Here is a 19052-nt window from a genome sequence, read left to right on the forward strand (position 1 = left end):
TATCTGATTATCAGGCGGCGCTTGCCGCCACGCGTTGTTCACGATTTAAGCCCTGCAGCGCCGACACATCGACAATCAGCGCCACGCTGCCGTCGCCGAGGATAGTGGCGGCCGAAATTCCCGGCACCTTGCGATAGTTGCTCTCCAGATTTTTCACCACTACCTGGTGCTGGCCGATAAGCTGGTCCACCAGCAGCGCGTAGCGGCGGCCCGCGCTTTGCAGGATCACCACAATGCCGGTAGTGGCATCGGTTTTAGCGCCCCCAACGTCAAAGAGCTTCCACAGTTCAACCAGCGGCAGGTACTCACCGCGCACCTCCAGCATCCGCTCGCCGCCGGCCAGCGGATGCAGATCGCCGGCGCGGGGCTGCAGCGACTCCATCACCGCATTGAGCGGCAGGATGAATACCTCATCGCTGACCTTCACCGACATGCCGTCGAGGATAGCCAGGGTCAGCGGCAGCAGAATGCGGATAGTGGTGCCTGCGCCCGGCTTCGAGCGGATCTCAACGTGGCCGCCCATCTCCTGAATGTTGCGCTTAACCACGTCCATGCCCACGCCGCGCCCGGAGACATCGGTCACCTGTTCAGCGGTGGAGAAGCCCGGCGCAAAGATAAGCATCGCCACTTCATCGTCGGTCATGCTCTCGCTGACCGCCATGCCCTGCGAAGCGGCTTTATCCAGAATGCGCTGGCGGTTCAGTCCCGCGCCGTCGTCCGTCACCTCAATGCAGATATTGCCGCCCTGGTGTTCGGCGGAGAGGGTCAGCTGGCCTGTCGCCGACTTGCCGGCGGCGAGGCGCGCTTCCGGCAGCTCAATGCCGTGATCGAGACTGTTGCGCACCAGATGGGTCAGCGGATCGATAATGCGCTCGATCAGGCTCTTATCCAGCTCAGTGGAACTGCCCTGCTGGACCAGTTCCACCTGCTTGCCGAGTTTGCCCGCCAGGTCGCGCACCAGCCGCGGGAAGCGGCTGAACACGTACTCCATCGGCATCATGCGGATGGACATTACCGACTCCTGCAGGTCCCGGGCGTTGCGCTGCAGCTGGCCGAGGCTGCCTATCAGGTCGCCGTGCTGCACCGGATCGAGTTCGCCGGAGCGCTGGGCCAGCATCGACTGGGTGATCACCAGCTCCCCGACCAGGTTTATCAGCTGATCGACCTTCTCAACGGCCACCCGAATGCTGGTGGATTCGCTGGCGCGCGGCGTCCTGTCGCGCCCCGCGGCGGCCTGAGGCGGCGCCTCGTTTGTCTGTGCAACCTCGACCTTCGCGGCGGGCGCGTCGTCCGCCAGCGGCGCAAAGCTGATTTGGTCCGCGTCAATCACAAAGCAGAGCACCGCCGCGATGTCATCCTGCGCCACGTCGCCTTCAAGAACCGCGCTCAGGCTATCGGCGGTCTTCTCTACCTCCGTGACCCGGGCAAGGTTGCCGAGCTCCTCCTGCAGCAGCTCGGCTTCGCCCGCCTTCAGCCCGTGCAGATGAATGCGCATTTTCTGGCCCGCCGCCGGCTGCGGCGCCACGACTTTCAGCACCGCTGGAGACGGCGGCGGTTCAACGGGCTCGCCCTTCGCCTCAAGCGCCAGCTGGCGCAGCGCGCTGCAGATATACTCAAAGCTGGCGGCATCGGGCTCGCGGGTGTGTTTATATGCCTCAAGCTGTTCCTGCATAATGTCTTTCGTTTCCAAAAACAGGTTAATAATATCGACGCTGAGCGTCATTTCGCCGCGCCGCGCCTCGTCGAGCAGGTTCTCCATCAGATGGGTCGTCTCCTGCAGCACGCTGAAGCCAAAAGTGCCCGCCCCGCCCTTAATCGAATGGGCGGCGCGAAAAATGGCGTTAAGCTGCTCGGTGTCCGGCGCGGAGGGCACCAGATCCAGCAGATGCTGTTCCATATCGGCCAGCAGTTCATCGGCCTCATCAAAAAACGTCTGATAAAAATCGCTGATATCCATGCTCACGCTATCACCTCGGATCTGCCCGCGGCGCGGGAAGCGCCGCCGGCTGCTGTAGTACGCTTAAGGGTTCGTTCTGGCTTTCGGCGTTCTCATTGACGATAGCCTGCTCTGCCTGGTTATTGAGCACCAGCAGGCTGATGCGCCGGTTAACCGCATCGTCGCCGCCGTGGGCCTGCAGCTTCATGGTGTTGGCCATACCCACCACCCGCAGAACCTTATCGCCGTCAAGTCCGCCGGCAACCAGTTCGCGCCGGGACGCATTCGCCCGATCGGCAGAGAGCTCCCAGTTGCTGTAGCCTCTGTCGCCGCCGGCGTAGGGGTAGTCATCGGTATGGCCCGACAGGCTAATCTTGTTGGTTATCTCATTGAGCACCGGGGCAATACCGCGCAGGATGTCGCGCATATAGGGCTCGACCTCCGCGCTGCCGGTTTTAAACATCGGCCGGTTCTGGCTATCAATGATCTGAATGCGCAGCCCCTCCTGCACCAGATCGATCTTCAGATGCGGCTGCAGCGCCTTAAGCTTCGGGTCGCTTTCAATGAGCTGGTCAAGCTCGCCGCGTATCTTCTTCAGCCTGCTCTGCTCCATGCGCTTTTTCAGCTCGCCGATGCTGGGCTCTTTTTTGATCTCCCCCTCGCGGCGGGTGTAGTCATCGCCGCCGCCGGGGATCGGGCTTTCGCTTTCCGAGATGCGCGTGCCGCCGGTGATCGCCGTAGCCAGCGGCGTGCGGAAATACTCCGCCAGCTGGATAAGCTCCTTCGGGCTGGAGATGGCGATGAGCCACATCACGAGGAAAAAGGCCATCATGGCGGTCATAAAGTCGGCGTAGGCTATCTTCCAGGAGCCGTGCCCGCCGCCGCCGTGCGCCTTCGGCTTACGGCGCCTGACCACCACGATACGATGAGGCTGACTCTTCATACTTCCTCGGTGCTTTCCGGCTGCGCGGCAGGATTACGCACCGCGCGGACGTGCTCTTCCAGCTCAATGAAGGAGGGGCGCTCGCTGGAGTAGAGCGTCTTGCGGCCAAACTCCACGGCAATCGGCGGCGCGTAGCCGTTAAGGTTTGACAGCAGAGTGATTTTTACGCACTGCATCATCTTGGTGGTTTCCGCGCTCTTCTGGCGCAGTACGGTCGCCAGCGGTGAAATAAAGCCGTAGGCCAGCAGAATACCGAGGAAAGTACCGACCATCGCGTGGGCGATCAGCGAACCGAGTTCGGCGGCGGGACGGTCCGCCGAGGCCAGGGCGTGCACCACGCCCATCACTGCCGCCACGATGCCGAACGCGGGCAGCGAGTCCCCCACCATCGCCAGGCTGTTGGCCGGCACTTCGGCTTCGCTTTCGTGAGTTTCGATCTCTTCGTCCATCAGGGCTTCTATCTCAAACGGGTTCATGTTGCCGCTGATGATGAGCCGCAGGTAGTCGACGATAAACTCCAGCATCACTTTATCTGCGAGGATGCGCGGATAGTCGGTAAAAATCTCGCTCTCGCCGGGGTTCTCAATATCGCGCTCCAGCGAGAACATTCCCTGCTGGCGCGACTTGGCCATCAGGCGGTAGAGCAGCGCCAGCAGATCCATGTACAGGGTTTTGGTGTAGGTCGAGCGGCGAAACAGCAGCGGCATCGCCCGCAGCGTGCCCTTGATCGCCTTGCCGTTGTTGCCCACGATGAAGGCGCCGATCCCCGCGCCGCCGATAATGATCAGTTCAGCAGGCTGATAGAGCGCGCCAAGGTGCCCGCCGGTCATCGCGTAGCCGCCGAAGACAGTTCCAAGCACAACCAGGTAACCCAATATGATAAGCACGACATCATCCTTCCGCTGTTAAAAAGCCAGGGATGAAGCAGCGGCGCGCGGTTTAGCGGGCAAAAAAACAGCGGACCGAAGTCCGCTGCCGGGTGTTTGCCGCACCTGAGAGGAGGTTAAACAGCGCGCTCTATCTGTTCATCCAGCAGTTGTGGAGGGTTATCGGCACGCGTCGGAGAAAGTTTACGTCTTTTTACCGCCCGCGACGGCGGCTGGCACAGGCTGCAGACAAAGCTGCCCGCCGGCTGATGGGCGTAGGTGATGAAGTTGCCGCCGCAGCAGTCGCAAACGTTCAGCTCCAGCATATGACTCTCGACAAAACGCACCAGCGTCCAGGCGCGGGTGAGCGCCAGAACAGGCCCGTCAGGCCCCGGCTGACACTGCTCAAGGTAGAGACGATAGGCCTTCACCACCGCGTCAACGCCGCTGCACAGTCCGGTTTTCAGCAGGTACTGCCAGGCGTTGCAGAACATCGAGGAGTGAATATTCTGTTCCCAGGTCATAAACCAGTCGGTGGAAAACGGCAACATGCCCTTCGGCGGCGGGCTGCCGCGCAGCTCTTTATAGAGCTTGATCAGACGGCCGCGGCTGAGCTGGGTTTCGCTCTCCAGCATCTGCAGGCGCGCGCCAAGCGTAATCAGCTCCATCGCAAGCTGAATATCCCGGGCCTCCTGGATAATGCTCTTTTCGCTCATGCTCAGGCCCTTTTGCTGGTTTTATGGGCAGCGCCGTCCGCCTGGCCTGCCTCTTTCAGCAGGCGGCTGGAAAGCAGAATACCGGTGTGGATCTGCTGGAGATCGTCAACCCGCGACTCCTGGGTGAGCTGGGCGATGGTTTGATGGCTGTCGAAGCGAAACTGACAGATAAGCTGGTTCGTCTCCGCAAGTTTGACCATCTCGGGCAGAGTCAGCGCGCCCAGCGTCGTCGCCATCTCTTCGCTCACCCCGAGACGAAACATTGCGGTGGCTTTATCCTGACTAATTAAACGCTGTGCAAGTAGTAAATAAGATAAATTGATATCGTAGATATGCTTCAGCAACTCGGATGTGTGCATTTTTCCCATCCAGAATAAACCCAATCAATGTTACATGCGGCGAAACCGCACCCCGTGATGTCGGCGAGAAAATCCCGCATGAAGAAATAGCCAAAGGCATAACTCATAGTAGGGTCGTATCCATACAGAACGCCGGGCTGACAGGAAACCCGCCGAATGCTTAACATTTCTTACAATCTATTAAGACTTTTCCTAATTGGTGGCAACTCTACCCGTCACTTCAGAGACATACAACGTGACCTTACATGAAATTTAAAAATTATGTGATATTCGTCACAAAATTTAGCTCTTTCACCGCAGCAAATTCATCAGCAAGGATTGTGAATAGGTTATTTAGCTCTCAAAACCGGTCTTTTTCATTCCACGCCGCGGAATAAGGCCGCCCGGGTGGCTTTTGCGATGTGAGATCGGCACAATCCGCCCCCGCGCCGGCGCAGTAAAAGGGTTAAAACAGCGCTCATAATAACGGCAAGTAACATATTGAAAAATATTATGTTATGAAAATGATACATTGATGATCTTTTGCATGCATAAGTATTAATTATGTTGCTCATAAAAGCATCGACGTTGCAGGTGATTTAGCAAAATTTTTATCTGCCGATCGTCGCGGGGAGAGCGTGTGGCTGCGCGAAGGCGCTATTCTTTAGTTAAGAATAATTAATATTTCAAAGAGGATCTCCGCAACCTACACCGGCAATTCCTTGCGCAGAGTGGGGAAAAGGAGTAAGAGAGAAGAAGCGGTCTATTCGTCGTATTCAAGGAGCCAGAATGACGTACTCGCATATTTTAGTCGCCGTTGCGCCTACCCCGGAAAGCCAAAGGCTGGTCAATAAAGCCGTTTCTATTGCCCGCCCCGCCAATGCGCAAATCAGCCTGATTACCTTTGCCGCCGATCCCGAAATGTATAACCAGTTTGCCGCCCCGATGCTGGAGAATCTGCGCGAGCTGATGCACGAAGAGACGCAGCAGTTTCTGAACGGACTGGTGGCGCGCGCGGACTATCCCATCGCCACGACCGTCATCGCCAGCGGCGAAATGAGCGAAAGCATCAAGTCATGGTGCGGCAAACACCAGGTGGATTTGGTGCTGTGCGGTAACCACAATAAGAGCTTTTTCGCCCGCGCCACCACCGCGGCGAAAACCGTGGTGGGCTGCTGCGGCGTGGATGTGCTGCTGGTCTCGCTCCAGGGAAATGAATAAAGCCCGGCAAACGCCGGGCTGAGCGGTATTACGCAAGCTTAGGAAAGGTGGCGACGTTATTTTTCAGGCGGCTCTCTTCCGTGCGCGCCTCCACCTGCTTTAGGTCCTGAATAAAGCGCTCCTGCCAGTGGTTAATATCGTTATGCTTAATCACCGCCAGCATCTCGGCGTGGCGCGAAATCCGCTCGGTCAGCGGCATCGTCAGCGCCCGGTCAAGGGCCTTCGCCACATCGTCGCGATCGTAGGGGTTAACGATCAGCGCCGAGGTCAGCTCATTAGCCGCGCCGGCAAACTGCGACAGCACCAGCACGCCGGGGTCGGCGGGATCCTGCGCGGCGACGTACTCCTTCGCCACCAGATTCATCCCGTCGCGCAGCGGCGTCACCAGTCCGACCTCGGCGTAGCGGAAAACCTTCATGATGAGCTTGCGGTCGAAGTGCTGGTTCAGATAGTACAGCGGCGTCCAGCCGAGCTGCCCATACTGGCCGTTGATGCGGCCAGCGGCGTTCTCCAGCTGATGGCGGATCTCCTGGTAGGCCTGTACCTCGCCGCGCGAGGTGGGCGCTATCTGGGTGTAGCGAATTTTGCCGTGATGGTTCGGGTACTTCTCCAGCAGCGCCTCATAGGCCTGAAAGCGCTCCGGCAGTCCTTTCGAGTAGTCCAGCCGCTCAACCGAAAAGATATTCTTCACGCTCTTGAGCTCCGCCTTGAGCTGCGCCAGCTTGGGCGGCAGCGGCCCCTGCGCCAGGCGGGCGATCTCATCGGCGTCAATGCCTATCGGATAGACCTCGGTGCGGAAACGGTGGCCCCAGGCGGTATGATCGTTGCTGCCCTTGCTGCTGAGGCGGGTCTGGCTGGCGACGCAGTCGAGGAAAGCGACGCGGTCATTTTCCGTCTGGAATCCCAGCAGATCATACTGGCACAGCTGCTCCAGCAGTTCGGCATGCGTCGGCAGGGCGTTAAACACCTCCGGCGTCGGGAAGGGGATATGCAGGAAGAAGCCGATGCGGTTATTCACCCCGCGCTGGCGCATTTCGCTGGCAAAGGGCAGCAGATGGTAGTCGTGCACCCACAGATTATCGTCCGCCTCAAGGAGCGGCAGCAGCTTGTCGGCAAGGGTCGCATTGACCTTAAGGTAGCCCTCCCACGCTTCGCGCTGGAAGTTCACCAGGTCGAGCCGGTAGTGAAACGCGGGCCACAGCACGGCGTTAGAAAACTGATTGTAATAGAGATCGTGATCCTGCTCGTTAAGATTAAACGACGCCCAGGTGATATTGCCCCGGGTGACTTTTTTAAGCGGTTTGTCCTCGTCGCCTACCTCACCGCTCCAGCCATACCACAATCCCCCAGCGGCCTTCAGTGCGCCTAAAATACCCACCGCCAGCCCGCCGGCGCTGGCCTTCTTTTCGTCCGGCGGCGCGATACGATTAGATACGACTACTAAGCGACTCATTGCCATTTCTCCTGTCTGTTAGCGCATTATTTTGTAATTGTTTTTCGATTTCCAGCAGCCAGCGGTGCGTCTCTTCCACACCGGCTAAACGCCACTGCGCGCGCGTCTTGCCCTGCCCAACCTTAATCGTGACGCCGCCAAGGGCGTTCACCGCCTCAAAGCCGGCTTCATCGGTCAAATCATCGCCCGCAAATACCGGGGTACGGCCCCGGAAAGGCGATTCCTGCATGAAGGCCTTTATCGCCTCCCCTTTACTGATGCCCGCCGGCTTGATCTCGACAACGCATTTTCCCGGCTGCAGCGCCAGGCCGGGAAACCGGTTAACCGCCGCCTGCGCCAGGGCAACGACGGCCTGCTGATGTTCAGGAGCCTGGCGATAGTGCAGCGCAAACGCCATGCCTTTACTCTCAAGCTGGCTACCGGGCAGCCGTGCCAGCCCCTCTGCCAGCCACGGCTTAAGTTCAGCGGCAAGCCCGTCGGGCAGCGACAGCGTGTGCGATTGACCGTTGATGTCGCGGCGTTCAGCCCCGTGTACCCCCGCCAGCGGGAAACGGTACGGGGCCGCGAGCATATCCAGCTCGGCCATTGAGCGCCCTGAGATCAATGCCAGCGCCCCGCCCTGCTGCTCCGCAAGTTGAGCAAGCGCATGGCGAACGTGGGCGGGAATAGAGACCTGATCCGGGCGCGGTTTAATCTCAGCCAGCGTTCCATCCAGGTCGAAGAAAAATGCGTAATTTCCGGTCAGTACAGGTGGTGCGTATAGCGTGTCTGACACCCTAAACTCCTCCTTTCTTATGCTGTTTTTTATCGTATGTTAACCAACGGTTAGCAGTGTAAGTATAGACAGTGTGACGGGGCTCGCCATTTCTGAACGAAAACGCCAGCGGAATTTACCGCTGGCGCCTCTCCGGACATAGACTTAAAAGTTAGCGATCGATCAGGCCGCGCGCCCTGATTTCTGCTTGTAGCGGTCAAAAATGACGGCGGCAAGCAGGATAGCCCCGCGCACCACGTACTGCGAAAAGGGCGAAATATTCAGAAGATTCATAGCATTCTCCACGGTCCCCAGGATCAAAATCCCCGCCACCACGTAGGAAATCTTGCCGATCCCGCCCTTGAGCGACACGCCGCCGAGCACGCAGGCCGAGATAACAATCAGCTCATAGCCGATGGAGGTCATCGGCTGTCCGCTGGTCATCCTTGAGGCGAGAATGATGCCCGCCGCCGCCGAGACCAGCCCGGAGAGCACGAAGATAATGATTTTGGTGCGCACCACCGGTACGCCCGCGAGGCGAGCGGCCTCTTCGTTGCCGCCAATGGCCAGCGTATTGCGGCCAAAGGTGGTTTTATTGAGCAGCAGGCCAAAAACAATCAGACAGCCTACCGTCAGCCAGATAGGCGCCGGCAGTCCCAGCCAGCTGGCGTAGCCGAGGGTAAAGAAGCGCTCGTCTTCAATGCCGACGGCCTTGCCGTCGGAGATGATATAGGCAAGGCCGCGGACGATCTGCATGGTGGCCAGGGTGGTTATCAGGGCGTTGATTTTCAGACGGGCGATCACAAAGCCGTTTACCAGCCCGCAGAGCGCGCCGAGCAGCAGCCCGGCGGCAATGCCCAGCCACAGGCTCTCGCTGAGGTTAATCACTACCGCCGTGGTCACCCCGGCGCAGGCGATGACCGACGCGACGGAGAGGTCGAAATCGCCGGAGGCGAGGCAGAAAAGCATGCCGCAGGCGACCATGCCGGACATTGAGATAGCCAGCCCCAGCCCCTTCATGTTGACGAAGGAGGCAAAGTTCGGCACGAAGATGGCGCAGGCGATAAACAGCGCGGCAAAGACCACCAGCATGCCGTACTGATCCCAGATGCGCCCCAGGCTAAAGCCGTTCCGGCGCGGGCCGGTCGTGGTGACAGATGACATCATATTCTCCTTTGTGCAGATCTCAGGCGACGGCCTGGGTGGTTTTGGGCATCGCCAGGCGCAGCGCCCGCCGTTCGTCGGCCTCGTCGTGCAGCAGCTCACCGGCAATCTCGCCTTCGCGCATGACGAGGATGCGATCGGCCACGCCGAGCACCTCCGGCAGATCGCTGGAGGCAAACAGTACCGCCACGCCCGACGCCGCCAGGGCATAAATGACGCTGTAGATTTCATGCTTCGCGCCGACGTCAATGCCGCGCGTCGGCTCATCGAGCAAAATGACCTTCATCTCCTCCGACAGCCAGCGGCCGAGGATGGCCTTCTGCTGATTGCCGCCGGAGAGGTTCATGACCAGCTGTTCTGCGCCCGGAGTTTTAATGTTGAGCGCGCGGATGTGGTGCTGGGCGTTGCTCATCTCCCAGGCATCGTTAATCAGGCAGCCGGCGCGGATATGCCTGCGGCGGGCGCTAATATTGATGTTCTCCTGTACCGAGTGCACCGGAATAATGCCGTCCGCCTTTCTGTCCTCCGGGCAGAGCATCATCCCGGCGCGGATGGCGTGGGCAGGCTTGCGAATGTCCACCGCCTCGCCGTCGATAAACACCTCTCCCGCGCTTATGCGCGTCGCGCCGAACAGCCCCTTCATCAGCTCGCTGCGCCCGGCGCCCACCAGCCCGAACAGGCCGACTATCTCGCCGCTGCGCACGGTGAGCGAGACCGGGCGGCGCACGCCCGGCGCCCTGACGTCAACCAGGCGCAGACGCTCCGGGCCATACTCGCGCGGCTGCCAGCCGTAGACGTCGCCGATGTCGCGCCCCACCATCGCCTGCACCAGCAGGTCGTGATTGACCTGCTGCATATTGTCGAAGGTGCGCACGTAGCGGCCGTCCTTAAAGACGGTGATCGCATCGCTGAGGGCAAAAATCTCCTCCATGCGGTGGGAGACGTAGAGGATGACCCGGCCCTCGCTGCGCAGCTCGCGGATCACCCGAAACAGATTCTCAATCTCCCTGGCGGAGAGCGAGCTGGTGGGCTCGTCGAAGGCAATGACCCGCGCGTTGCGCGCAAGGGCTTTGGCGATCTCCACCATTTGCCACTGACCGATGGAGAGGTACTTCAGCGGCGTGTCGGGATCGATATCGAGGCCAAGGTGCTGCAGCTGTCGTCCGGCTTCGGCGTTGAGCCGCGAACGGTTAACGATCCCGGCCCGCTGCGGCAGCTGGCCGAGGTAGATATTTTCCGCCACCGTCATCTCCGGGACCAGGTGCAGCTCCTGGTAAATGATGGCGATCCCGGCGTCCAGCGCCGCGGCGGTGTTGGGAAAGACGACGCTTTCGCCGCGAAGCGCCAGGGTGCCCGCGGTCGGCGCGTAGCTGCCGCTGAGAATTTTCAGCAGCGTCGATTTCCCGGCGCCGTTCTCGCCCATCAGGGCGTGTACCTGCCCGGCATAGCAGTCGAAGCTGATATCGGTCAGGGCCCTGACGCCGGGAAAGGTTTTACTGATACCGCGAAATGAAAGATAGGGCGATGAGTGTTGCATAGTGACTCCACGCGTAAAGCCCCGGCCTGCGCCGGGGCGGCTATCAGGCCTTACAGTCCCTTCTTCGCCAGCTCGGCTTTGAAATTGTCGCGGGTGATCAGCACCACGTCGGTGACGGCGGTGAATTTCGGCGGCTCGGCGCCTTTCGCCACCCAGTTGTAGAGCATTTCGCTGGTTTTGTAGCCGTGAATATCGGGGCTCGGCAGCAGCGAACCGTAGAAACCGGTCGGCTGGGCCTTGGAGAGCTCATTCACCGCATCCACGCCGTTAATGCCGATGCCGATAACGTCGGCCGCCTTGAACCCCTGTCCTTCGGTCGCGCGCACGCCGCCGAGGACGGTGTTGTCATTCATGCCGAGGATCAGCCAGTGCTTCACTTCCGGATGCTGCACCAGCAGGGAGTTGCCGGCGTCAAAAGCGCCGGGGATGTCGTTTGACTTGGTGGGGACCTGATAAATTTGCCCCGCCGGGAAGCCGGCTTTTTTCAGCGCCTCCATTGAGCCGGTGGTGCGGCGGCGGGCGGTATCCAGCTCGTTGGCCGTGATCGCCATAACGCCGGTTTGCTTCACCTCCCAGCCGCGCTTTTGCATCTCTTTATACAGCTCCTGGCCCTGGCGGGCGCCGATCTCGCTGGCGGCCATCATCACCAGCGGTACGCTCTCCATCGGTTTGCCCTTCGGGCTGACGAACTGATCGTCGACGGTAATGACCTTCATGTCGTAGCCGCGCGCCTTGGCCATTATCGCCGAGCCCAGTTTTGGATCCGGGGTGCAGATCACGAAGCCCTTGGCGCCGTTCGCCGCCAGGCTATCAATAGCGTTAAGGGTCTTTTCGCCGTCGGGCACGGCGATTTTGATCACCTCGAAGCCGAGATCTTTTCCGGCCTTATCGGCAAACTTCCACTCGGTCTGGAACCAGGGCTCTTCCGGCTGCTTGACCAGAAAACCGAGCTTCATGGTGTCGGCAATAGCCGATTGTGACATAACCGCCGCCAGCCCGAGGGCTGCCAGCGCTTTAGTGAATTTGTGCATGGTTTACTCCAGCTCTGCTGTCATTTTGCATAGGGTTAATTCGGAATGCTGTTTTTTTATAATCATTAAAACAATGCATTAGTTGCCTATCAGAAATAATGCATTGCGTGGATACAGTAATAGCGTGGATTTAATTATCCATAAGAGAGCGCCATCACACCGCAGAATTACAGTTGCGCCGTACATATATTCAGCAGAATAAGCCATAAGACCGGGCGAATTTAAACCATGAATAGCGCAATGGATAGCATAATAATCCATAACTACAGCTGCTCTATCCCTATCCGGGCCAGGAGCCCTCGCGATGCAAACGATTTACTGAGCTAACGGCCAAATATATTAATTTAATGCTTCAGCTCTCATTATTAAGAGACGGTCGCGGGACTTCACCTGAGAAAATGATACAAACAGGCGCCGGTGCATTTTTATACGGCTGACCGGTATATTCTTCATGGCTTGTGAATTAACAGATGAACGGGCGTGACGCCTCGCGGCCGCCCTTCAGATAAGGATATAAGTATGACAGTTCCGGGAATGGTCCAGAAGCTTAATACACAGATGAACCTCGGGTTCACGGCATCAAATCTCTATTTACGGCTGAGTGAATGGTGCTGTGAGCATAAACTCACGGGAGCGGCGGCGTTCTTACGCTCCCAGGCGCAGTCTAACGTCACCCGGATGATGCGGGTGTTTGACTATATGAAAAAGGCGGGCGCGCATCCGATAGTGACGGCGAACAGGAGCAGCCCGACGCCGTGCGACTCTCTGGAAGAGCTCTTTGCCAGGACTCTTGATGCCCACCAGCAGCTCTCGGGAAAGATCAAAGAGCTGACGCAGGAAGCCCGCACTCTTGACGATGAGGGGACGCTGGGCTTTCTGAAATCGCTGGAGAAAGAGCTGCAGCAGGAGGGCGTGCTGCTACAAACTATTCTGGATGAAGTTCGCAGCGCCCGCCGCTCGGGGCTGTGCATGCACCAGACCGACAGACTGCTGATTACCGTCGTCAACAATCAGATCCACTGACCCCCGTGAGACGCACGGCTCAGTGCGTCTCTTCCTGAGGGGTAAACTTCAGCTCAATCAGCGCCACGGCCTTCTGCACGGCGCGCAGCGTCACCGGATCGGCCGACGCCGGGTTGCTGGCGAAATCAATGGCCCGCAGCTGGTTAGCCATTTTTTCGCGAACCTCAACCGGGGCGATAACGTCAATAACGTCGAGAATTTGCTTAATGACCAGCTGGCAGGCGACAACGTCGGAGACCAGTTCATCATTGGCGGTCAGATTCTGGGACATAACTCACTCCTGTTTTAAAAGTGCGTCATAGTAACCTGAATTGCGCCGGGGTTAAGCAAAAAACCTCGCCTCTGCCGGCGTTTTGCCGCGCAGCGTTAAAAAGGTGCTGAAAATTTCCCACTTTTTTGTCGAGAAAGCCGCGCAAAACGCGTAAATTGCCATAAAAAAGATGATATGGCATTTCATTATGAATGAACCTGCAGCCCAAAACGAGCGCAAGGGGCTATCGCCGGCGGCCCTGCTGGTCGCCGGGGCATTTTTTATGGAGTTTCTCGACGGCACGGTCATCGCCACCGCCCTGCCGGATATGGCGAAGAGTTTCGGCGTCGATGCCGTTGCCCTCAACGTCGGCATCAGCGCCTATCTGATCACCCTCGCGGTGCTGATCCCCGCCAGCGGCTGGATCGCCGACCGCTTCGGCGCGCGCAAAGTGTTCGCCCTCGCGCTGGCGATTTTTACCTTCGCCTCGGTCTGCTGCGGGTTTGCCCAAAGCGTTGACGGCTTTGTCGCCATGCGCGTCCTGCAGGGCGCAGGCGGCGCGCTGATGGTGCCGGTGGGCCGTCTGGCGGTGCTGCGCACCACGCCTAAGCATCAGCTCATTACCGCTATCGCCACCCTGACCTGGCCCGCGCTGGTGGCGCCGGTCATCGGCCCGCCGCTGGGGGGCTTTATCACCAGCGTCGCCGACTGGCGGTGGATCTTCTTTATCAACGTGCCCATCGGACTGGCGGCGATCGTCCTCGCCCTGCGGCTGATTCCCGATATTCGCGAAGAGGCGCGGCGGCCGTTCGATATTACCGGTTTTGTGGCCACCAGCGCGGCGATGGTCAGCCTGGTCTATGCCATGGAGGCGCTGGGAAATGCCCAGGCGAAGAGCCTGCTGCCGCTCCTGCTGCTGGGCGTCGGCGCGGCCAGCTTCCTGTTCGCGCTGCGCCACTTTCGCCGCGCGGCGGCGCCGATGATCCGCCTCGACGCGCTCAGGGTGCCCACGTTTCGGGTAACGATGTACGGCGGGTCGCTGTTCCGGGCATCAATAAGCGCGGTGCCCTTCCTGCTGCCGCTGCTGTTTCAGGTCGGCTTTGGCATGGATCCGTTTCACGCCGGGCTGCTGGTGCTGGCGGTTTTCGTCGGCAATCTGACCATTAAGCCCGCCACCACGCCGCTGATCCGCCGGCTGGGATTTCGCCGCCTGCTGCTGATTAACGGCGGCCTGAACGTTATCGCTCTGCTGGCCTGCGCTTTTTTAACGCCGCAGACGCCCGCGTGGCTGACGCTGCTTATCCTCTATCTGGGCGGCGTGTTTCGCTCGATTCAGTTTACCGGCGTCAGCACGCTGGCCTTCGCCGACGTGCCGCCGGCGGAGATGAGCTATGCCAATACGCTGTTCAGCACCGCCTCGCAGCTGGCGATCGGTCTGGGCATTACGCTTGGGGCCATCGGCATCCGGCTGGGGGAGAAGGTAAGCGTGTGGACGGGGCTGACGGCAGTGCCGGGCATCAGCTTTCGTCTGTCGTTCGTGTTTATCGCCCTGATTTGCCTGGTAGGGATGCTGGATACGCTGAAACTCACCCGCGATGCGGGGAGCGCCGTGTCGAACAAGCGTTAGGGAGCGCGCCCGGCGAGGCGGGCGCGGAAGGAGGATTTACGCCAGCACCTCGCGGACGAAGGCTTCAATCTCCTTATCCTGGCAGTTCTCAAAGAAGCACTGCTGGAAGCGCTGGCCGCTGACGGCGGTCTTCACCAGTTCGGGGTCGATAGCGCGCAGGGTGTCGAGGTAGTTCTCTTTCACCACCGCCGCCTTCACCTGGTTGAGGATGCCGGCATTGCGCACCTGCGGCTCTTTACGCTCCGGCGGATAGCCTTCGCCGTTGCGCCCGGTAAACGCCTTCTCAAAGATAAAGCGCACGTTCAGCTCGGCGCCCCAGCCGAAGCCCTTGGCGAACGGCAGGGAAAGCGCGTTGCCGTTGTTGATCTGGGCAAACAGGAAGGCGTCAGCCGGATCGATGCAGTAGCCGCACACCACGCCCGGATGGATATTAAGGGACATCAGCGCCCCCTGGCCGGTGCCGCAGCCGGTGACCACGAAGTCAACGGCCTTCGAATTGAGCAGAATGCTCGCCATGATCCCCAGGTGGATATAGGTCAGGTGATGGTCCTGCTCATCGCTCATGCCGACGTTAAAGACCGGAAAACCTTTCTCGTCGGCCACCGCGCGCAGCTCGCGGTGGATGACCGCGTTTTTGCCGGCCTGGCTGTTTTCCATCATCAGTGCAATTTTCATTCGTCTCTCCTGGATACGGTAGGCAATCGTGTTCTTACTCACTGCATCTTACCCCCAAGAAAACGTTCATTCAAATTTAATGAAAAGATGTTTCATAAATTTGCCTGGCGATCACGTTTTCCCGGCGGCCACCGTCAGAAGTGGCGCGGGATCCGGCGGCTGTTCGCCGGATTGCCGCCGCGCGGCTCTGCTAAGCTGTCATCAATGAAAATGTCACCCGAGCAGATCATGAAAAAAAGTCTTACCGGAATTGCGGCTCTCCTGCTCTGCGCCTGCGCCGTGCAGCGCCAGGCGGAAGTCAGCGAAGTGGACGCCAACAGCGGCATCGTGCGCCTGACCTACGGCCAGGCGATGCTGCAGGATGCCAGCACCGACCGCTATGTGGCCGACGGCACCGCCACCAAAGCGTGCCAGAAACTGGGCTATGCCAGCGCCTTTGCCTACGGCCAGCCGGTGACCACCTGCAGCGTCACCAGCGGTTCGCTGTGCGTTAACGAGCGCGTCACGCTGCAGTATCAGTGCCGCGCCGCGGCGGCGCAAATTGTCGGCTGGTAATACCATTAATATTGCCGGGATTATTTCCCGGCAATGAAAAAGAATTATTCTCATTATATTTAATAGCCGCAATGCGTGTTATTCCCATTTGCATTTAACATATTTAATTTTTTATTTTACCTTTTGCATATAAATTAATTACAAATTATAGTGGGCGCGTTTTCACCACTTTATAAATATTATGGAGCGCCCGCATGCTTAAAACAGAAATGATCGACAAGTTAAATGAACAAATGAACCTGGAGCTTTACTCTTCCCTGCTTTATCAGCAGATGAGCGCCTGGTGCAGCTACCACAGTTTCGAAGGCGCCGCCGCGTTCCTCCGCCGCCACGCGCAGGAAGAGATGGGCCACATGCAGCGCCTGTTTGACTATATGGCCGATACCGGCAGTCTGCCGCGCATCAACGCCACCGAGTCGCCTTTCGCCGAATACGCCTCGCTCGATGAACTGTTCCGCGCCACCTACGAGCACGAGCAGCATATTTCGCAGAAAATTAACGAACTGGCCCATGCGGCGATGACCAGCCAAGACTATGCGACGTTTAATTTCCTGCAGTGGTACGTAGCCGAGCAGCATGAAGAGGAGAAGCTGTTCAAATCGGTTATCGACAAACTCTCTCTTGCGGGCAATACCGGCGAAGGGCTTTACATTATTGATAAAGAGCTCTCTACCCTCGACGCGCAGAGCTAATCCTCCCGTGGGCAGCCGCGCGCTGCCCGCCTCTTTATCTGTACATCATTCTTTACACCCACTGTAACCCTCATTTGACGTCCCTGCGCTTTTGCCCTACTCTGCGCGGCATATTTTGCCGTGATTATTGTATTAAGCAGAGGAAAGCGTGAAGAACCGCACCGTGGGGAGTATTTTAATTGTCGCCGGCACCACGATCGGCGCAGGAATGCTGGCGATGCCGCTGGCGTCGGCCGGCGTGGGATTCGGCGTCACCGCCGGGCTGCTCTTCGGCCTGTGGGCGCTGATGTGCTATACCGCCCTGCTGCTGCTTGAGGTGTATCAGCACGTGCCGGCGGATACCGGCCTCGGCTCCATCGCCAGGCGCTATCTCGGCCGCCCCGGCCAGTGGCTGACCGGCCTGAGCATGCTGTTTTTAATGTACGCCCTCACCGCCGCCTACATCAGCGGCGCCGGTGAACTGCTGGCAGCCAGCCTCAGCCAGTGGCTGCACATCCGCCTTGCGCCGTCCGGCGGCGTGCTGCTGTTTACGCTTATCGGCGGCGGAGTGATCTGTGTGGGCACCTTCCTGGTCGATCTGTTTAACCGTTTCCTGTTCAGCGCTAAGATCCTGTTTCTGGTGGTGATGCTGGCCCTGCTGATGCCGCACATTCATCAGCTTAACCTGCTGACGCTGCCGCTGGCCCAGGGGCTGGCGCTGTCGGCGATCCCGGTTATCTTCACCTCGTTCGGCTTTCACGGCAGCGTGCCGAGCATCGTCAGCTATATGAACGGCGACGTGCGCAGGCTGCGGCGCATTTTTATTATCGGCAGCTTTATTCCGCTGGTAGCCTATCTGTTCTGGCAGCTGGCGACGCTTGGCAGCATCGACTCCCCGGTATTTCACGCCCTGCTGGCGGATCACAGCGGCCTCAACGGTCTGCTGCAGGCTATCCGCACGGTCGTCGCCTCTGCCCACGTGGAGCTGGCGGTACACCTGTTTGCCGATCTGGCGCTGGCGACGTCGTTCCTCGGCGTCGCGCTCGGGCTGTTTGATTACCTGGCGGACCTGTTCGGGCGCAGCAACACCCCCGCCGGTCGCCTGCAGACCGGGGCGATCACCTTCCTGCCGCCGCTGGCGTTTGCCCTCTTCTATCCGCGCGGGTTTGTACTGGCCCTGAGCTACGCGGGCGTCGCCCTCGCGGTGCTGGCACTGATCGTCCCGTCGCTGCTGGCGATGAAGAGCCGCCGTCTGCATCCGCAGGCGCGCTGGCGCGTTGTCGGCGGCGCGCCGGCCCTGTGGCTGGTCTTCGGCTGCGGGATTGCGGTGATCCTGATCCAGGCGGCAATCGCCTGCGGCTGGCTGCCGGAGGTAGGCTAAGAAAAAGGCCCCACAGGGCCTTCCGGAAAGCGGTATTACTTCAGGCAGCAGTTTTTATACTTCCTGCCGCTGCCGCAGGAGCAGGGATCGTTGCGCCCGGGCGTCTTTTCGCGGGTCACCGGCTGCTTAACCGGCGCCGCCTGCGGGTTTGCCATCCAGTAAGCGTGCAGGGCCAGGGCCGCGGGGGCGATCTGCTCCACGCTGTCCACGTACTCCTCCGCCGACAGCGCTTCAAGGCGGGTAAAGTTCTCCTCTTTGCCATGCAGGGCGATAGCATCGAACGCCGGCTGCAGATCTGCCGGCAGCGCCGACCAGTCGCTCATCGCCGCGCCCCGCAGGTAGCCGAAGCACCACTCCTCAACGATAGTGATCTCCTGCCCCTCTTCCTCGCGGGTGCCGAACAGCGGCGCGTACTGATCCGGATAGTCGCTTAAGCGCTCGGCAACGTCGTCCATGTGCTGCAGGACAAGATTAACGAAACGGTCGCGCTCGCGGTCATTGGCCCAGCGCGGAACGTGCTGGGCCCCGCCCCACAGGGCCAGCAGCCAGTCGGCGGGCTCAATGTCGGACGGCGATGACAGGACCGCCGTCAGCATGCCGTCGAGTTCGGCAACGTCCATTATCGAGGCTTCATTGCCGTAGCGGGCCAGCACATCGTCCAGCCATTCAAGTTCACTTTCGTTAAGCGGTCCGGTTTTCATTACCTACTCTCAAAATCATCATTCACAAATCTGTAAGGTGGGTGAGAATAGCGGAAAAGCGCCCGGACATACAGCGGGGAACGGCAGGTTAAGGGGACATTACCCTAATCTGCCTCACGAAAAATGACGTTTTTTTTGATATTTATTTCTTTACATTAATCTACAATGTATAAGGCCATTGATTACAATGACAAACACTACGAAGCTAAA

The 19052-nt window shown here is 59.2% G+C and carries 19 protein-coding genes; 6 read left to right on the forward strand and 13 right to left on the reverse strand.

Going from position 1 to position 19052, the window contains the following annotated elements; translation table 11 throughout:
- Positions 1-10: 10 nt before the first annotated feature.
- The 5 genes from cheA to flhD form a co-directional block, all read right to left on the reverse strand.
- Positions 11-1957 carry a chemotaxis protein CheA gene (cheA, locus tag ENGE1_RS06255; RefSeq protein WP_048252886.1) on the reverse strand — a complete coding sequence of 649 codons (1947 nt, stop codon included), beginning with the start codon at positions 1955-1957 and terminating at the stop codon, positions 11-13.
- Positions 1958-1967: 10 nt separating this feature from the next.
- Complete coding sequence (gene motB, locus ENGE1_RS06260; RefSeq protein ID WP_048252885.1) at positions 1968-2879, reverse strand: flagellar motor protein MotB; 912 nt, start codon at positions 2877-2879, stop codon at positions 1968-1970.
- Positions 2876-3766 (reverse strand): flagellar motor stator protein MotA, encoded by an 891-nt coding sequence (gene motA, locus ENGE1_RS06265; RefSeq protein WP_043083282.1) that lies wholly within the window; start codon positions 3764-3766, stop codon positions 2876-2878. Before motA ends, motB begins: the two co-directional genes overlap by 4 nt.
- A 116-nt stretch (positions 3767-3882) precedes the next feature.
- Positions 3883-4467, reverse strand: a complete 585-nt coding sequence (gene flhC, locus ENGE1_RS06270) for a flagellar transcriptional regulator FlhC (RefSeq protein ID WP_225823570.1) — start codon at positions 4465-4467, stop codon at positions 3883-3885.
- Positions 4464-4820 (reverse strand): flagellar transcriptional regulator FlhD, encoded by a 357-nt coding sequence (gene flhD, locus ENGE1_RS06275; RefSeq protein ID WP_043083280.1) that lies wholly within the window; start codon positions 4818-4820, stop codon positions 4464-4466. The genes flhC and flhD overlap by 4 nt, the downstream gene beginning before the upstream one ends.
- 768 nt (positions 4821-5588) lie before the next feature.
- Between flhD and uspC the strand changes: the two genes are divergently transcribed.
- The gene (uspC, locus tag ENGE1_RS06280) at positions 5589-6020 is read left to right on the forward strand and encodes a universal stress protein UspC (RefSeq protein ID WP_043083279.1); all 432 of its coding nucleotides are present in this window, start codon (positions 5589-5591) and stop codon (positions 6018-6020) included.
- 28 nt (positions 6021-6048) lie between these two features.
- On the opposite strand, the gene otsA is transcribed toward uspC, so the two are convergent.
- From otsA to ENGE1_RS06305, 5 genes are all read right to left on the reverse strand, one after another.
- On the reverse strand, positions 6049-7473 hold the full coding sequence (otsA, locus tag ENGE1_RS06285; RefSeq protein ID WP_048252884.1) for an alpha,alpha-trehalose-phosphate synthase: 1425 nt from the start codon (positions 7471-7473) through the stop codon (positions 6049-6051).
- On the reverse strand, positions 7448-8248 hold the full coding sequence (gene otsB, locus ENGE1_RS06290) for a trehalose-phosphatase (protein WP_048252883.1): 801 nt from the start codon (positions 8246-8248) through the stop codon (positions 7448-7450). The genes otsA and otsB overlap by 26 nt, the downstream gene beginning before the upstream one ends.
- 162 nt (positions 8249-8410) lie before the next feature.
- Positions 8411-9391, reverse strand: a complete 981-nt coding sequence (araH, locus tag ENGE1_RS06295; RefSeq protein ID WP_043083276.1) for an L-arabinose ABC transporter permease AraH — start codon at positions 9389-9391, stop codon at positions 8411-8413.
- Positions 9392-9413: 22 nt separating this feature from the next.
- Positions 9414-10928: an L-arabinose ABC transporter ATP-binding protein AraG gene (araG, locus tag ENGE1_RS06300; RefSeq protein ID WP_043083275.1), complete on the reverse strand. Its 1515-nt coding sequence runs from the start codon at positions 10926-10928 to the stop codon at positions 9414-9416.
- A 50-nt stretch (positions 10929-10978) separates the two neighbouring features.
- Positions 10979-11959 carry an arabinose ABC transporter substrate-binding protein gene (locus tag ENGE1_RS06305; protein WP_048252882.1) on the reverse strand — a complete coding sequence of 327 codons (981 nt, stop codon included), beginning with the start codon at positions 11957-11959 and terminating at the stop codon, positions 10979-10981.
- 519 nt (positions 11960-12478) lie between these two features.
- On the opposite strand from ENGE1_RS06305, the gene ENGE1_RS06310 reads away from it, so the two are divergent.
- Complete coding sequence (locus ENGE1_RS06310) at positions 12479-12982, forward strand: non-heme ferritin-like protein (protein ID WP_045289216.1); 504 nt, start codon at positions 12479-12481, stop codon at positions 12980-12982.
- 19 nt (positions 12983-13001) lie between these two features.
- Here the strand turns inward: ENGE1_RS06310 and ENGE1_RS06315 are convergent, their stop codons facing one another.
- Positions 13002-13253 carry a DUF2766 family protein gene (locus ENGE1_RS06315; RefSeq protein ID WP_043083272.1) on the reverse strand — a complete coding sequence of 84 codons (252 nt, stop codon included), beginning with the start codon at positions 13251-13253 and terminating at the stop codon, positions 13002-13004.
- 187 nt (positions 13254-13440) lie between these two features.
- Between ENGE1_RS06315 and ENGE1_RS06320 the strand changes: the two genes are divergently transcribed.
- Positions 13441-14859 (forward strand): MFS transporter, encoded by a 1419-nt coding sequence (locus ENGE1_RS06320; RefSeq protein WP_048252881.1) that lies wholly within the window; start codon positions 13441-13443, stop codon positions 14857-14859.
- Between the two features lie 36 nt (positions 14860-14895).
- Here the strand turns inward: ENGE1_RS06320 and ENGE1_RS06325 are convergent, their stop codons facing one another.
- Complete coding sequence (locus tag ENGE1_RS06325) at positions 14896-15534, reverse strand: RpiB/LacA/LacB family sugar-phosphate isomerase (RefSeq protein WP_043083269.1); 639 nt, start codon at positions 15532-15534, stop codon at positions 14896-14898.
- Between the two features lie 228 nt (positions 15535-15762).
- On the opposite strand from ENGE1_RS06325, the gene yecR reads away from it, so the two are divergent.
- The 3 genes from yecR (at position 15763) to tyrP (ending at position 18141) form a co-directional block, all read left to right on the forward strand.
- Entirely contained in the window at positions 15763-16089 is a 327-nt protein-coding gene (yecR, locus tag ENGE1_RS06330; RefSeq protein ID WP_048252880.1) for a YecR family lipoprotein, read from the forward strand.
- A 194-nt stretch (positions 16090-16283) separates the two neighbouring features.
- Positions 16284-16781: a non-heme ferritin gene (gene ftnA / locus ENGE1_RS06335; RefSeq protein WP_043083268.1), complete on the forward strand. Its 498-nt coding sequence runs from the start codon at positions 16284-16286 to the stop codon at positions 16779-16781.
- Between the two features lie 148 nt (positions 16782-16929).
- On the forward strand, positions 16930-18141 hold the full coding sequence (gene tyrP, locus ENGE1_RS06340; RefSeq protein WP_043083266.1) for a tyrosine transporter TyrP: 1212 nt from the start codon (positions 16930-16932) through the stop codon (positions 18139-18141).
- 35 nt (positions 18142-18176) lie between these two features.
- Here tyrP and ENGE1_RS06345 read toward each other — a convergent pair whose 3' ends face one another.
- Positions 18177-18842: a YecA/YgfB family protein gene (locus ENGE1_RS06345; RefSeq protein ID WP_043083264.1), complete on the reverse strand. Its 666-nt coding sequence runs from the start codon at positions 18840-18842 to the stop codon at positions 18177-18179.
- Positions 18843-19052: the final 210 nt, after the last annotated feature.

This window comes from Pluralibacter gergoviae ATCC 33028 = NBRC 105706 (assembly GCF_001598855.1).
Classification (GTDB): domain Bacteria; phylum Pseudomonadota; class Gammaproteobacteria; order Enterobacterales; family Enterobacteriaceae; genus Pluralibacter; species Pluralibacter gergoviae.